This window comes from Ruixingdingia sedimenti, from assembly GCF_031432425.1.
In the GTDB taxonomy this organism is placed as follows: Bacteria; Pseudomonadota; Alphaproteobacteria; order Rhodobacterales; family Rhodobacteraceae; genus Ruixingdingia; species Ruixingdingia sedimenti.
The window spans coordinates 37,872-50,843 of sequence record NZ_JAVKPH010000017.1 but is presented as its reverse complement, the minus strand read 5'-3'; the positions used below and the strand labels follow the sequence as shown (position 1 = coordinate 50,843).

12 protein-coding genes are annotated in these 12,972 nt (G+C 70.2%); 7 read left to right on the top strand and 5 right to left on the bottom strand.

Annotated features, from left to right (window positions below; all coding sequences use genetic code 11):
• The first annotated feature begins 40 nt into the window (after positions 1-40).
• From RGD00_RS14415 to RGD00_RS14395, 5 genes are read left to right on the top strand one after another with little or no spacing between them, the layout of a single operon-like run.
• Positions 41-838 carry a shikimate dehydrogenase family protein gene (locus tag RGD00_RS14415; RefSeq protein ID WP_310458044.1) on the top strand — a complete coding sequence of 266 codons (798 nt, stop codon included), beginning with the start codon at positions 41-43 and terminating at the stop codon, positions 836-838.
• Between the two features lie 15 nt (positions 839-853).
• Positions 854-2,056, top strand: coding sequence for a cytochrome P450 (locus RGD00_RS14410; RefSeq protein ID WP_310458043.1), 1,203 nt, complete (start codon positions 854-856; stop codon positions 2,054-2,056).
• Between the two features lie 9 nt (positions 2,057-2,065).
• Positions 2,066-2,764, top strand: a complete 699-nt coding sequence (locus RGD00_RS14405) for a hypothetical protein (RefSeq protein WP_310458042.1) — start codon at positions 2,066-2,068, stop codon at positions 2,762-2,764.
• Entirely contained in the window at positions 2,764-3,444 is a 681-nt protein-coding gene (locus tag RGD00_RS14400) for an NIPSNAP family protein (protein WP_310458041.1), read from the top strand. The genes RGD00_RS14405 and RGD00_RS14400 overlap by 1 nt, the downstream gene beginning before the upstream one ends.
• 9 nt (positions 3,445-3,453) lie before the next feature.
• Positions 3,454-4,245 carry an SDR family NAD(P)-dependent oxidoreductase gene (locus RGD00_RS14395; protein WP_310458040.1) on the top strand — a complete coding sequence of 264 codons (792 nt, stop codon included), beginning with the start codon at positions 3,454-3,456 and terminating at the stop codon, positions 4,243-4,245.
• Positions 4,246-4,463: 218 nt separating this feature from the next.
• On the opposite strand, the gene RGD00_RS14390 is transcribed toward RGD00_RS14395, so the two are convergent.
• The 3 genes from RGD00_RS14390 to RGD00_RS14380 form a co-directional block, all read right to left on the bottom strand.
• Complete coding sequence (locus RGD00_RS14390) at positions 4,464-5,600, bottom strand: iron-containing alcohol dehydrogenase (RefSeq protein ID WP_310458039.1); 1,137 nt, start codon at positions 5,598-5,600, stop codon at positions 4,464-4,466.
• A gap of 117 nt (positions 5,601-5,717) precedes the next feature.
• Positions 5,718-6,992 carry a cytochrome P450 gene (locus RGD00_RS14385; protein WP_310458038.1) on the bottom strand — a complete coding sequence of 425 codons (1,275 nt, stop codon included), beginning with the start codon at positions 6,990-6,992 and terminating at the stop codon, positions 5,718-5,720.
• 128 nt (positions 6,993-7,120) lie between these two features.
• Positions 7,121-7,921, bottom strand: a complete 801-nt coding sequence (locus RGD00_RS14380) for a sugar phosphate isomerase/epimerase family protein (protein ID WP_310458037.1) — start codon at positions 7,919-7,921, stop codon at positions 7,121-7,123.
• A 123-nt stretch (positions 7,922-8,044) separates the two neighbouring features.
• Here RGD00_RS14380 and RGD00_RS14375 point away from each other — a divergent pair, with 123 nt between their 5' ends.
• Positions 8,045-8,755: an NIPSNAP family protein gene (locus RGD00_RS14375; RefSeq protein ID WP_310458036.1), complete on the top strand. Its 711-nt coding sequence runs from the start codon at positions 8,045-8,047 to the stop codon at positions 8,753-8,755.
• A gap of 177 nt (positions 8,756-8,932) precedes the next feature.
• Here the strand turns inward: RGD00_RS14375 and RGD00_RS14370 are convergent, their stop codons facing one another.
• Positions 8,933-10,153 carry an acyl-CoA dehydrogenase gene (locus tag RGD00_RS14370; protein ID WP_310458035.1) on the bottom strand — a complete coding sequence of 407 codons (1,221 nt, stop codon included), beginning with the start codon at positions 10,151-10,153 and terminating at the stop codon, positions 8,933-8,935.
• Between the two features lie 99 nt (positions 10,154-10,252).
• Here RGD00_RS14370 and RGD00_RS14365 point away from each other — a divergent pair, with 99 nt between their 5' ends.
• Entirely contained in the window at positions 10,253-11,149 is an 897-nt protein-coding gene (locus tag RGD00_RS14365; RefSeq protein ID WP_310458034.1) for a LysR family transcriptional regulator, read from the top strand.
• Positions 11,150-11,433: 284 nt separating this feature from the next.
• Here the strand turns inward: RGD00_RS14365 and guaB are convergent, their stop codons facing one another.
• Entirely contained in the window at positions 11,434-12,882 is a 1,449-nt protein-coding gene (gene guaB, locus RGD00_RS14360; protein ID WP_310458033.1) for an IMP dehydrogenase, read from the bottom strand.
• Between the last annotated feature and the right edge of the window lie 90 nt (positions 12,883-12,972).

Genomic DNA, 12,972 nt, shown 5'->3' with positions numbered 1-12,972 from the left:
GGTCCCGCGCGCCATCCGTATTCCAGACCGCAGGACGATCATGCCCGACATGCCCTTCATCGACGGTGACACCCGTCTTTACGCCATCGCGGGCGATCCGATCCGCCAGACGCAGACGCCGCAGGCGCTCAACCCCCGGCTGGCGGCGGGGGGCGCGAATGCGGTGGTGGTGCCGCTGCACGTGCCCGCGGGCCGGTTCGCCGACACCGCCCGCGCGCTGATGGCGATGCCGAATTTCCACGGGCTGATCGTGACCTATCCCTTCAAGGCAGAGGCGCTGGCGGTGGTGGACCGCGTTCTGCCCGCCGCCGCCCATGTCGGCGCGATCAACATCATGCGGCGCGACGGCGATGGCGGCTGGTCGGGCGATATCCTCGACGGGCGGGGCCTTGTCGCGGGGCTGGCCGAGGGGGGCGTGGACCTGAAGGGCCGCCGGGTGCTGCTGATCGGCACCGGCGGCGCGGGCACCGCCGTCGCCTTCGCCTTTGCCGAGGCGGGCGCCGCCGCGCTGACGCTGGTGGACCTCGATACCGCGCGGGCCGACCGCGTGGCGGCGGGCGTGGCTGCGGCCTATCCCGCCTGCCGGGCCGCGCGCGGCGCGCCCCACCCCGCGGGCCATGACCTGATCGTCAACGCCACGCCCATGGGCATGGACCCGGCCGACCCGCTGCCCGCGGCCTTTGCCCGGCTCGACCCCGCCACGGTGGTCGTGGACATCGTGCCGAAGCCCCCGACCCCCTTCGTGCGGCAGGCCCAGTCCTTCGGCTGCCGCACCTTCGATTTCCGCGCCATGGCCGACGGCCAGCGCGGCGAGATGATGCGTTTCTGGGGCTTCTGACCCCCGCGAGGACCCATGACCCAGCTTGACCACCCCCTGACAGAGGCCCCCGATCTGGACATCGACCCCTATTCGGTCCCCGTCCTGATGAACCCCTATCCGTTCCAGCACACCCTGCGGGAACTGGCCCCCGTCGTCCGCCTGACCGCGCATGGCGTCTATGCCACCGGCCGGCATGCCGAGGGGCTGGAAATCCTGTCCGATCCCGGCCGCTTCACCTCGACCGGCGGGGTGGGGATCCAGGATATCCGCAAGCCCGGCAACTTCCGCATCCCGAACCGCCTGAACGAGGTCGACCCGCCGCAGCACACCGCCCTGCGCGGGGTGCTGTCGCGGCTCTTGTCGCCCATCAAGATCCGCGGCTGGCGGCAGGGGTTCGAGACCGTGGCCGAAGACCTGATCGAGGAATTGCGGCAGGCCGATACCATCGACGGCGTGCGCGACATCGCCGAAGCCTTCGTCTTGCGCGCCTTTTCCGGCGCCGTGGGGATCGCGCTGCCGCGCGACAACACGATGGCGATTTCCAACATGCGCTTCAACCAGGTCGGCCCCGACAACGAGACCCTGCGCGAATCGATGAAACGCGCCGAACCCTATCTGGACTGGTTCCAGGGCCTGACGCGGCGGGAATCGGTCGCGCCCGGTTCCATCGGCGAACTGCTCTACGCATGCGAGGACCGGGGCGAGATCGAGCCCGGCGTGGCCGCCAACATGCTGCTGACCTTCGTCGGGGGCGGGACGGACAGCACCATCACCTCGCTGTCGCACACGCTCCACCTGCTGGCGCGCAACCCCGACCAATGGGCGCGGCTGCGCGCCGACAGCGGCTTGGCCCGTGTGGCGGTGGAAGAGGCGATCCGGCTGGAGGCGCCGTTCCAGATGATCTACCGCACCACGACGCGGGAAACCCATGTCTCGGGCATCCGCCTGCCGAAGGATGCCAAGATCGGCGTCTTTCTGGGCGCCGCCAACCGCGACCCGCGCAAGTTCGACGCGCCCGACCGCTATGACCTTTCGCGCGATACGGCGGGCATCCATGTGTCGTTCGGGCATGGCACGCATATGTGCCTGGGCCAGATGCTGGCGCGGCACGAGGCCGATGTGATCCTGACCGCGCTGTCGCGGGCGTTCGAGACGATGACGCTGGCCGGGCCGCCAGTCTACCAGCCGGTGAACCAGATGCGGCAACTGGCGGCGCTGCCGCTGCGGCTGCGGTAGGGGCGGGCGATGACGACATGGCTTGATACGACGAAGCGGCAGTTGTTCGAACTGCGGTTCGACATGCTGGCCCCGGGCCGCGCCATCGCGGACCTGCGCGCCTGGCATCTGGACAGCGCGCCGGGGCGTGCGGCGGCAGGCGTGCCCGCGCCCGAAGGCGTCTGGACGGTGCGCCTCGGCAGCCGGGGCCCGGGGCTGGTGACGCTGACCCGCTGGCCCTCGCTGACCGACCGGCAGGCGGCGCTCGGCGCATGGCTGGATACGCCGGCGGCGCGGGGGCAGTTGTGGGATGGCGCGCGCGGCCTGATCCGCGATGCCGAAAGCTGGATCCTGATCGATTCCCCCGCAGGCGCCGGGCGGGTCGGCCCCGCGACGGTCGCGGGGGGCCTGCACGAGATGCGCCTTTACCGTGCCCTGAACGGTTCGGTGGCAGAGGCGGCGCAGGCGCTTGCCGACCACGACCTTGCGGCGGCGCAAGAGGCCGGGGCACAGCCGACCGGGCTTTACGAGATCGCCATCGGCCCCGAACGCCCGCTGATCGCGGCCACCTTCGCCTGGCCCCCGGGCGTGCTGCCGGCGGATGTCTGGCTGGCACTCGACGCCCGCGCCGATACCGGCGCCCGGCGGCTGGCCGAACGCGCCCGCCACCGCCGCCGCCTGATCGGGCTGGTGGAACCGATCCTGCTGCAACCCGTGGAGGCCCCGTAATGCAGGACGACGATTTCTACGAACTGCGCATCTACGAAACCGCGCAGGCGCGCTGGCAGGGCCTGTCGCAGCAGATGGGCGAGGATGTGCCGCCGCTGTTCCGCCGCCACGGGTTCGACGTGCCGCTGATGCATTACGAGGGCGTGGGCGGGCCGTTCGGGCCGATCTACGGCTATCTTCTGCGCTGGCGGAACCTCGACGACCGCATGCGGGCCTGGGGCGCGTTCTATTCCGACCCGGAATGGATCGCGAAGATGACGGCGAACTATCAGGGCGAACAGCGTGTGGAACGCGCGCATATCGCCTTCATGCGCGCCGCGGCCCTGTGGGCGCGCTATCGCGGGGCCGGATCGGCGGATGGTGGCGGGCTGGTGGACGGCATCTACGAACTGCGCCGCCACGATCTGTCCGGGCAGGACCGCGCGACGGCGCAGGCACAGGTGGCCGGGCAGCTCGACGCCATGCAGGCCGCGGGCGGGCAGATTCTGGGCGTGTTCGAAACCATCATCGGCGCGCCGGTGCAGCGGCTGGTCAGCGTCACCGCGTGGCGCGATGTGACCGCGCTTGCCGCCCATGGCGCGGCGGATGAACCCGCCGGCCCCCCGCACGACGCCTTCCTGTTGCGCCCCGCGCCCTATGGCCGGGCGCGCGCCGATTTCGCCCCCCATCCCCAACCCTGAGGAACCCCGATGCGTTTCGACAACCAGACCGCCATCGTCACCGGCGCGGCATCCGGCATGGGGCGGGCGACCGCCCGGCTGATGGCCGAACGCGGCGCCGCCGTGGTCATCAACGATGTGAACGAAAAGGGCCTCGCTACGGTGGCCGACGAGATCCGCGATGCTGGCGGGCAGGTGCTGGCGATTCCCGGCAGCATCGGCGACCGCGCCTTCGTGGCCGAGGCCACCGCGCAGGCGGTGCACGACTTCGGCCGCGTCGACATGCTGTTCAACGTCGCGGGCTATGCCGCCTATGGCCCGGCAGAATCCTATGACGTCTGGGACGAGATGGTCGGCGTCAACATGAGCGGCACCTATTATTTCTGCCGCGAGGTGGCCAGGCAGAGCATGATCCCCAACCGCAAGGGCGCGATCGTGAACGTCTCGTCGCTCAGCGGGCTGGTCGCGCATCCCAACGACATCGGCTATATCGCCGCCAAGCACGGCGTGGTGGGCATCACCAAGTCGCTGGCGGTGGAATGGGCGCGCCACAACATCCGCGTGAACTGCATCTGCCCCGGCTTCACCATGACCGGCATCTTCGAGGCGGTGACGAAGGAGGAACCCGACCGTTTCGCGCTCCGCGCCCGCAAGACGCCCCTGGGCCGCGGCGCGGATCCGCGCGAACAGGCCACCGTGATGGCCTTCCTCGCCTCGGACGAGGCATCCTATGTCACCGGGGTGATCATGCCGGTCGACGGCGGCAACATGGCGCTGTCCTCGGGCTGGTTCCCGCCCGAGGTCCATCCGGCGAACGGCTGAGCCATACGGGGCTTTACCCCCGGCGGCGGGGTGATGGAGGGGGCAGCGCCGGGGGCCAGCCCCCGGATCCCCGGAGTATTTTTGAAAAGGTGAAGCCGCAAAGGGTTCTGTCCGAAGAGAAAATTGCCCCTTTCACTTTCTGTCCATAAATATCCCGGGGGTCCGGGGGCTGGCCCCCGGCGCCGTCCTCGACGCCACCCGGCGGCAGGGCGGGTGCGCTACCAGGCGGCCTCGAGCATCGCGCGGATGCCGGGCTCGCCGCCGAGCGGGCGGGGGTTGGTGGCGATCCAGGGGTCGTGCAGGGCGGCGGCGGCGACCTTGGGCAGGATCTCGCGCGCCACGCCCGCGTCGCGCAGCCGGCCGGGCTGGCCGAGGCGGGCCACCAGTTCCGCCACCAGATCGGCGGCGGGGCGGTCGGGGGCGCCCGCGGCCTCGGCGATGGCCTGCTGGCGGCCGGCGTTCACGGCGGCGTTCCAGCGCAGCACATGCGGCAGCATCACGCAGGAGGTATGGCCGTGGCTCATCCCCGCGGTACCGCCGAGCGCATGGCCGATGGCATGGCTGCCGCCCAGATCCACCCCGGCGCAGAAGCCCTGGATCGACAGCCAGGCGCCCAGTTGCGCATCGAGCCGGGCCCCGATGTCCCCGGGCGCCTCGGCCAGCCGGGGCAGGGCGCGGAACAGCAGGCGCAGGGCATGCAGGCTCGTCGCCTCGGCCATGGGCGTGGTGTTGGCGGCGCAGAAGGCCTCGGCGGCGTGGTCGACGGCGCGGATGGCGGTGCTGAACCACAGATCGCGCGGTGTGGCCAGCGTCATCGCGGGGTCGAGGATCACCGTTTCCGCGGCAAGCATCGGGTGGTGATAGGCCTCTTTCAGCGGCCCGCGTTCGTCGGTGGATCCCGCATAGGCGGTGTATTCGCCGGCCGACAGCGTGGTGGGGATGCAGGCATAGGGGATCCGCGGCCCTTCGATGGCTGCGGGCGCGCGCAGGCGGTCCATGCCCGCCGCCTCATGGACATCGTTGGCCAGCAGCAGCCGCGCGATCTTGACCGCATCGCAGACCGACCCGCCGCCGACCGAGACGACGCCCTCCGCCCCGGTTTCGCGCAGGAACCGCGCCAGCGCCACCACATCGCCGCGCGGGGTATGGGCGCGGATCGCGGCGAAGCGGCCCGCGCAGGCGGGGCCGAGCGCGGCCTCCACCCGGTCGGCCAGCCCGCCGGGGCGGTTCAGGCTGGCCGTCGTCACCAGCGCCACGCGCGAAAGGCCCGCGAGCGCCGCGGGCAGTGCCGCCGCCACCGGCTGGCCATAGATCACGCGCTGCCGCGCCGGGGTGGTGTAATCGCCGGTCTGCATGGATCGCCTCCGTTGGTCGATGCGAGAAGCGGGCGGTGCGGCCCGCCCCCCGTCCTTCGGCCCCCCCTCCTTCGGCCCGTCACCTCCGGCCCATGGCGCCCGGCCCGGGGGGCGGGATCACCCCGCCTTCGGCCCCAGATCGACCCAGAGCGCGGTCGCGGCGCGGAACACGTAGGACAGCAGGTGATCCACCGGCTTGTCGGCGGCCAGATGCATGTCCGGGTACCGCTTGGTCAGTTCCTCCAGCACCACCTTCATTTCCAGCCGCGCCAGCGCCGCGCCATGGCAGACATGCATCCCGTGGCCGAAGGTCAGTTGCTTGCGCGCGTTCTTGCGCGCGGGGTCCAGCAGGTCGGGTTCGGGGAACTGGTCGGGGTCGCGGTTGGCGGCGGCGAAGGACATCATCAGCCGCGCCCCCGCGGGCAGCGCGACGCCCGACAGTTCGGTATCCTTGATCACCGTGCGCCGCCAGTGGATGACCGACCCGTCCAGCCGCAGCCCCTCCTCGATCACGTTCGGGATCTGCTTGGGATCGGCGCAGATCGCATCCCAGGCCGCGCGCTGGTGCATCAGTTCGCGGATCAGGTTGGTCAGCTGGTTCGTCGTCGTCTCGTGCCCCGCGAAGGACAGCGAATAGGTCAGCGTCGCGATCTCGTTCAGCGTCAGGATCCCGTCATCGCCATTGCGCCATTCCAGCAGGCGGCTGGTGAAATCGTCGCGCGGGTTTTCCAGCCGGTCCTGCACCAGCGCCTTGATGTATTTCCAGTAGGCGACGAGGTTCTTCGCCCCGTCGATCTGCTGTTCGGTCGTGGACGGGCTGAAGTCGATCACCGTGCGGTTGCCGGCCCAGGTCTTGACCGCCTGCACGTCCTTGGACGGGATGCCGAGGATGAGGAAGATCACATGCGCGGGCAGCTCGTAGGTCAGTTCCTCCAGCAGGTCCACGCGGTTGCGGCCCTCGAACCTGTCAAGCATCTCGACCGTCAGCGCGCGGATCTGCGGTTCCAGCGGCAGGAAGGTCTTGACGTTGAGGATGGAGTTCATCGCGTTGCGGATGCGGGTATGGCGCGGGGCCGACAGGCTCGCCTGGCTCGGTTCCGGCGCGAAGCCGCCCTCTTGCAGGATCTTGATCGCATCGGGATGCAGCGGCACAGGGCGTTCGGCGACGTTGACGGAATTGAAATGCTCGTGATCGTTGAGGATGCGGAAACAATCCTCGTATTTCGTCACCACCCAGTAGTCGAGGTCGGGGACGTAATAGACCGGCATTTCCGCCCGCGCCGCCGCCTGTTCGGCATAGAGCGTGTCGCGGTAATAGGGCAGGGGGCCGACGGGTTTTTCCCCGCCTGCGGTGTGGAACGGGCAGGTGCCGGTGGCGGTCGGGCTGGTCATGGGTACCTCCTCCTGTCTGTTTCCGGTCCGGTCCGGGCCGGATCCGGGTGCGGCGGGGCCGCTTCAAGCGCCATATGGCCAGCCCCCCCACCCGGGCCCTTCCCCCGCCAAGGGGACATGACGTGACGTCACGGCTGGCCGTCCACCTGCGCCACCAGCGCGCGCAGCCGCGCGACGCCGCGGCGCAGGCGTTCGTGCACCTCCAGCCGCAGGAAGGGGCTTTCCAGCGCCACCACCACATCGCGCGGGATTTCCGCCAGCCAGCCGGCCAGCGGCAGTTCGCCCTCGCCGGGCAGCAGGCGGTTGGTGCGCCCCTCGATCATCTGGTCATGCGCGGATTCGGGCCCGGCCAGCGGCCCGTCGCAGATCTGCGCGCGGGCGATCAGATGGGCATGGGGGGCGATGTCACCGGTCTTGCTGCCATAGCGGTAGAAATGCATCGAATCGATCTGCACGCCGAGGTCGTCCCGCCCCATCCGGCCGATCAGCCGCGCCGCATCCTCCAGCGATTTCAGCGTGAAGCGGCGGTTGAGTTCCGTGACCACGGCGATGCCGTAGTCCGCCGCCACCTCGCAGGTCAGCGCCATCAGATCGGCCAGCCGCGATTCATCGGGGTCGAAGGCCAGCACCACCGCGGTGCGCGCATCCAGATAGGCGCCGCTGTCGAAGGCCGGGCGCAGGCTCTGCGGGTCGGTGTCGCCATGCAGGCGCAGCACCTCCATGCAGTCGACCCTGACGCCGAGATCGCGGCAGAGCCGCCGGGTTTCGCGCCGCGCGGCGGTGTCGCCCAACAGGGTCCGGTCGGCGAAGGGATACATCGTCTGCACCATCAGGCTGACGCGTTCCACCCCGTTGGCGGCGGCGGCGCGCACAAGGCCGGGGGCGTCGAGTTCGGGCGCGGTCAGCCAGTCGATGCACAGGGGTCGCATGCCATCCCTCTTCCGTTTTCCCCATCCTGCGGCAAAAGCGCATGGCCCGGCGTCCCCCCGGGCGGGGAAGCGCGGGCGGCGGGCGGGGCCTAGCATCGGCGGCAAAAGAACGGGGAGGATGCGATGCTGATCGAACGCCGGGCCTATACCTTGCGCCGGGGCTGCGGGGCCGAGTTCTGGGCGCTCCAGCACGACTGGAACCGGCCGGACCAGATCCAGGGCTATCTGGAATGCAACCTGGGCTATTTCGAGGTGCAGGCCGGCCCCGCGGAACAGGTCGTGCACCTGCAACGCTATGACGATTTCGCCGACTGGCGGGCGCGGGTGGCGGCGAACCAGGCGGTGCCGGGGCGGGGGGAATATTACGGCAAGGCGCGGGCCCTGCTGCGCGCACAGGAAAACGCCTTCTTCACCCCGGCGCCCGATGCGGCGCTGAGCCCCCTGTGGCACGCCGGGCGCGACTGGCGGCCGGGGCAACCGGGTCTCGGGCCGTTCGATGCGCAAACGGCGGTGCTGGCCGAGGAAACGGTGGACCTGATGCCCGGCACCGGCCCCGCCTGGTGGGCGGCGCTGCGCGATTGCGCCGCGGCGGGCGGGGTGGAGGCCGAAGGGCTGGTGGGCATGTTCCAGTCGCTGACCGGAGAGCTGCACCGGGTGCTGGAACTGCGGCTTTTCCCCGACATGGCGGCCTTCCGCGCCCATCAGGCGGCCCGCGCCGGCCATCCCGCCTGGGTTGCCGCCCGCGCGGCGACCGCACCCCTGATCCGCGCCAACCGGGTGACGCTGATGTCGCCCTCGCCCGTGCCCTGGATGCGCGCGCTGCTGGCGCCCTGAGGGCCATCGCCCGGCGGTGGCGCGGGGGAAGAGGGCGGCGCCGGGGGCCAGCCCCCGGACCCCCGGGATATTTGGATCACGGTGAAAGACAGGAAACGGTCATTTTCATTTTCTGTCCCCAAATATCCCGGGGTCCGGGGCAGCGCCCCGGCGCCGCCCTCACCGTTCGCTTCGCGCTCAGAAGAACGCCTGCAACCCCGTCGCCGCGCGGCCCAGGATCAGGGCGTGCACGTCATGGGTGCCCTCGTAGGTGTTCACCGTTTCCAGGTTCACCATGTGGCGGATGACGTGGAATTCCTCCTGGATGCCGTTGCCGCCATGCATGTCGCGCGCCCACCGCGCGATCTCCAGCGCCTTGCCGCAGTTGTTGCGCTTGATGATCGAAATCATCTCGGGCGCGGCCTGCGCCTCGTCCATCAGCCGGCCGACGCGCAGCGACGCCTGCAGGCCGAGGGTGATTTCCGTCATCATGTTGGCGAGCTTGAGCTGGTAAAGCTGCGTCTGCGCCAGCGGCTTGTTGAACTGCCTGCGGTCGAGGCCATACTGCCGCGCCGCGTGGAAGCAGAATTCCGCCGCGCCGAGCGCGCCCCAGGAAATGCCGTAGCGCGCGCGGTTGAGGCAGCCGAAGGGGCCCTTGAGCCCTTCGACATGCGGCAGCAGCGCGTCTTCGCCGACCGCGACATCCTGCATCACGATCTCGCCGGTGATCGAGGCGCGCAAGGACAGCTTGCCCCCGATCTTGGGCGCCGACAGGCCCTTCGTCCCCTTGTCCAGCACGAAGCCGCGGATCTTGCCGCCATGCGCCTCGGATTTCGCCCAGACCACGAACACATCCGCGATCGGCGCGTTCGAGATCCACATCTTGGATCCGTTCAGCACATAGCCGTCCGCGGTCTTTTTCGCCACCGTCTTCATTCCCGCGGGGTCGGACCCGGCGTCGGGTTCGGTCAGGCCGAAACAGCCGATCCATTCGCCCGAGGCCAGTTTCGGCAGGTATTTCTTGCGCTGGTCCTCGGACCCGTAGGCGTAGATCGGGTACATGACGAGGCTGGACTGCACCGACATCATGCTGCGATAGCCGGAATCCACCCGTTCCACCTCGCGCGCGATCAGGCCGTAGGCGACGTAGCTGGCGCCGAGCCCGCCGTATTCCTCGGGCACGGTCACGCCCAGAAGGCCCATCTCGCCCATTTCGCGGAAGATCGCCGGGTCGGTCTGTTCCTCGCGGAAGGCCGTCAGCACGCGGGGCATCAGCTTTTCCTGCGCATAGGCGCGGGCGCTGTCGCGCATCATGCGTTCGTCCTCGGTCAGCTGATCTTCCAGCCGGAACGGGTCTTCCCAGTCGAAGCGGGTCAGGTCGGGGGCGTCCTTGGGCTTGAGTTTGGGCCGGTCGGTCATCGGGTCTCTCCTTGGGGGCGTTTGCGGGCGTTATAGGCTTGTGGGCGTGGCGGCGATAACGCTATTTGTACCGCAGTATATGCATGGAAGGCATATCCAATGACGCGCCCGCGGCGTTTTCTGCCCTCGGTCAGCCTGCTGACGGCCTTCGAGGCGGTGTTGCGCACCGGATCGACGGCGGCGGCGGCGCGCGAGCTGGACCTGACGCAGGGCGCGGTCAGCCGGCTGGTGCAGAACCTGGAATCGCAACTGGGCCGGCCGCTGTTCCTGCGCGACCGCCGCCGCCTGATCCCGACCGAGGCCGCGCGCGCCTATGGCCGCGACGTGACCCGGGCGCTCGACCTGATCGCGCGGGCCTCGATGGAGGTGGCGGCGAACCCGGGCGGGGGGGTGCTGAGCCTTGCGATCCTGCCCGCCTTCGGCACCCGGTGGCTCGCGCCGCGGCTGGCGGGGTTCCTGTCGGCGCATCCGGGGATCACGGTGAATCTGGCGACGCGGCTGAAACGGTTCAGTTTCGCCGCCGAGGGGTTCGATGCCGCGATCCATTTCGGCCGCGACGACTGGCGCGATGCGGGGCATCTGCACCTGTTCCAGGAACGGCTGATCGCCTGCGCCGCGCCCGCCTTTCTGGCCGCGCATCCGGTGGCGGGGGCGGCGGATCTGCTGGACCTGCCGCTGTTGCAGATCGAGACGCGGCCCACGGCCTGGGCGCGCTGGTTCCAGGCGCAGGGGGTGGATGCGCCGCCGCCGCGGGGGATGCTGTTCGACCAGTTCGCGCCGATGACGCAGGCGGCGGTCCACGGGCTCGGCGTGGCGCTGCTGCCCGATTTCCTGGCCGAACCCGAACTGGCCGAGGGGCGGCTGGTCCCGGCCTTCGGCCCCGCCTTCGGCGGCGTGGGGAGCTATTGGCTGGTCTGGCCCGAGGCGCGGGCGACCTATCCGCCGCTGGCGGCCTTCCGCGACTGGCTGGCGGGGGTGACGGCGGGGCTGCGGTAGGGCGGGGCGGGGATGATCCTGCCGCCGGGCCGGGCGGGATCAGGAAACGCACCGCGTTTCCCCCGCCCGTCGCGCGGCGGTGCCAATAGGGACGGAGATGCCGGGAACACCGGATAGGCCAGCGCCTGCCCCGGCGGGCGAGAAGCGCCCGCCATGGGCGGGGCGGGCGCTGGCCGGGGGCTTTGGGCCCCCGGCCGGGGCAACGCGATCTGCATCGCCGTGGCGAAGGCACGCGCCTTCGCCAGACAGAGTGACGGGGATCGGTTCCCCCGCGTGGCCGCGCCTCAACCGAGCCGGTAGTTCGGGCTTTCGCGGGTGATCTGCACGTCGTGGACGTGGCTTTCCTTCAGCCCCGCGCCGGTGATGCGCACGAACTGGCAGTTCTTGCGCATTTCGGCCACGGTGCGGCAGCCGGTATAGCCCATGGCCGCGCGCAGCCCGCCCACCATCTGGTGCAGCACCGCCGCCACCGCGCCCTTGTAGGGCACCTGGCCCTCGATGCCTTCCGGCACCAGCTTGTCGCTGGCCGCGTCCTTCTGGAAATAGCGGTCGGCCGATCCGCGCGCCATCGCGCCGAGCGAGCCCATGCCGCGATAGCTCTTGAAGCTGCGGCCGTTCCACAGGATGACCTCGCCCGGGGCCTCGTCGGTTCCGGCGATGGCGGACCCCACCATGGCGCAGGACGCGCCCGCCGCGATCGCCTTGGCGAAATCGCCCGAGAACTTGATGCCGCCGTCGGCGATCACCGGCACATCGCCGGCCGCGCCCGCGGCATCCATGATCGCGGTCAGCTGCGGCACGCCCACGCCCGCCACGATCCGCGTGGTGCAGATAGAACCCGGCCCGATGCCGACCTTGACCGCATCCGCCCCCGCGCCGATCAGCGCGCGCGTCGCCTCTGCCGTGGCGACGTTGCCGGCGACCACCTGCACGGTGTTCGACAGTTTCTTGATGCGTTCGACGGCCAGCGCCACGCCCTCGGAATGGCCATGCGCGGTGTCGATCACCACCATGTCCACCCCCGCCTCGATCAGCGCCTGCGACCGTTCGAACCCCGCATCCCCCACGGTCGAGGCCGCGGCGACGCGCAGCCGGCCCATCTCGTCCTTGCAGGCCTGCGGGTTCAGCACCGCCTTTTCGGTGTCCTTCAGCGTCAGAAGGCCCGTCAGCTTGCCGGCGGCATCCGTCACCAGCAGCTTTTCGATCCGCCGCGCCTTCATCAGGCTGATCGCGGCGTCGCGGTCGGCGGGTTCCTGAAGGATGGCGAGGTTTTCGGCCGTCATCATCACCCGCACGGGGGTCTTGTCGTCGCTGGCGAAACGCATGTCGCGGTTGGTGACGATGCCGACCACGCGGCCCGCGTCGTCCACCACCGGAAAGCCGGTGATGTTGTAGCGTTCCATCAGCGCCTTGGCATCGGCCAGCGTCTGGTCGGCGCGCAGCGTGATGGGCGCATAGACGATGCCGCTTTCGAACCGCTTCACGCGGCTGACCTCGCGCGCCTGTTCCTCGACGCCGAGGTTGCGGTGGATCACGCCGATGCCGCCCGCCTGCGCCATGGCGATGGCCATCCGCGCCTCTGTCACCGTGTCCATCGCGCTGGACAGGAGCGGGATGTTCATGCGGATCGCGCGGGTGACATGGGTGCCCACATCCGCCTCTGCCGGCAGGACGTTCGAGGCCGCGGGGACCAGAAGCACGTCGTCGAAGGTAAGGGCCTCTCGAATCTGCATGACTCACTCCGCGGTCAGGAATCGTTTGGCGGTTCCCTGTTTCACGCCGGGGGCGCGAAGGCAAGCCCGTTCCGCGCAGGTGCCCGGGCT

What these genes read in the sequence shown, in the direction of transcription:
- RGD00_RS14405 (WP_310458042.1), top strand. Translation starts at nt 2,066, where the DNA reads ATGACGACATGGCTTGATACGACGAAGCGGCAGTTGTTCGAACTGCGG.
- RGD00_RS14415 (WP_310458044.1), top strand. Translation starts at nt 41, where the DNA reads ATGCCCGACATGCCCTTCATCGACGGTGACACCCGTCTTTACGCCATC.
- RGD00_RS14370 (WP_310458035.1), bottom strand. Translation starts at nt 10,153, where the DNA reads ATGACCGACCGGCCCAAACTCAAGCCCAAGGACGCCCCCGACCTGACC.
- RGD00_RS14395 (WP_310458040.1), top strand. Translation starts at nt 3,454, where the DNA reads ATGCGTTTCGACAACCAGACCGCCATCGTCACCGGCGCGGCATCCGGC.
- guaB (WP_310458033.1), bottom strand. Translation starts at nt 12,882, where the DNA reads ATGCAGATTCGAGAGGCCCTTACCTTCGACGACGTGCTTCTGGTCCCC.
- RGD00_RS14410 (WP_310458043.1), top strand. Translation starts at nt 854, where the DNA reads ATGACCCAGCTTGACCACCCCCTGACAGAGGCCCCCGATCTGGACATC.
- RGD00_RS14375 (WP_310458036.1), top strand. Translation starts at nt 8,045, where the DNA reads ATGCTGATCGAACGCCGGGCCTATACCTTGCGCCGGGGCTGCGGGGCC.
- RGD00_RS14400 (WP_310458041.1), top strand. Translation starts at nt 2,764, where the DNA reads ATGCAGGACGACGATTTCTACGAACTGCGCATCTACGAAACCGCGCAG.
- RGD00_RS14380 (WP_310458037.1), bottom strand. Translation starts at nt 7,921, where the DNA reads ATGCGACCCCTGTGCATCGACTGGCTGACCGCGCCCGAACTCGACGCC.
- RGD00_RS14385 (WP_310458038.1), bottom strand. Translation starts at nt 6,992, where the DNA reads ATGACCAGCCCGACCGCCACCGGCACCTGCCCGTTCCACACCGCAGGC.
- RGD00_RS14390 (WP_310458039.1), bottom strand. Translation starts at nt 5,600, where the DNA reads ATGCAGACCGGCGATTACACCACCCCGGCGCGGCAGCGCGTGATCTAT.
- RGD00_RS14365 (WP_310458034.1), top strand. Translation starts at nt 10,253, where the DNA reads ATGACGCGCCCGCGGCGTTTTCTGCCCTCGGTCAGCCTGCTGACGGCC.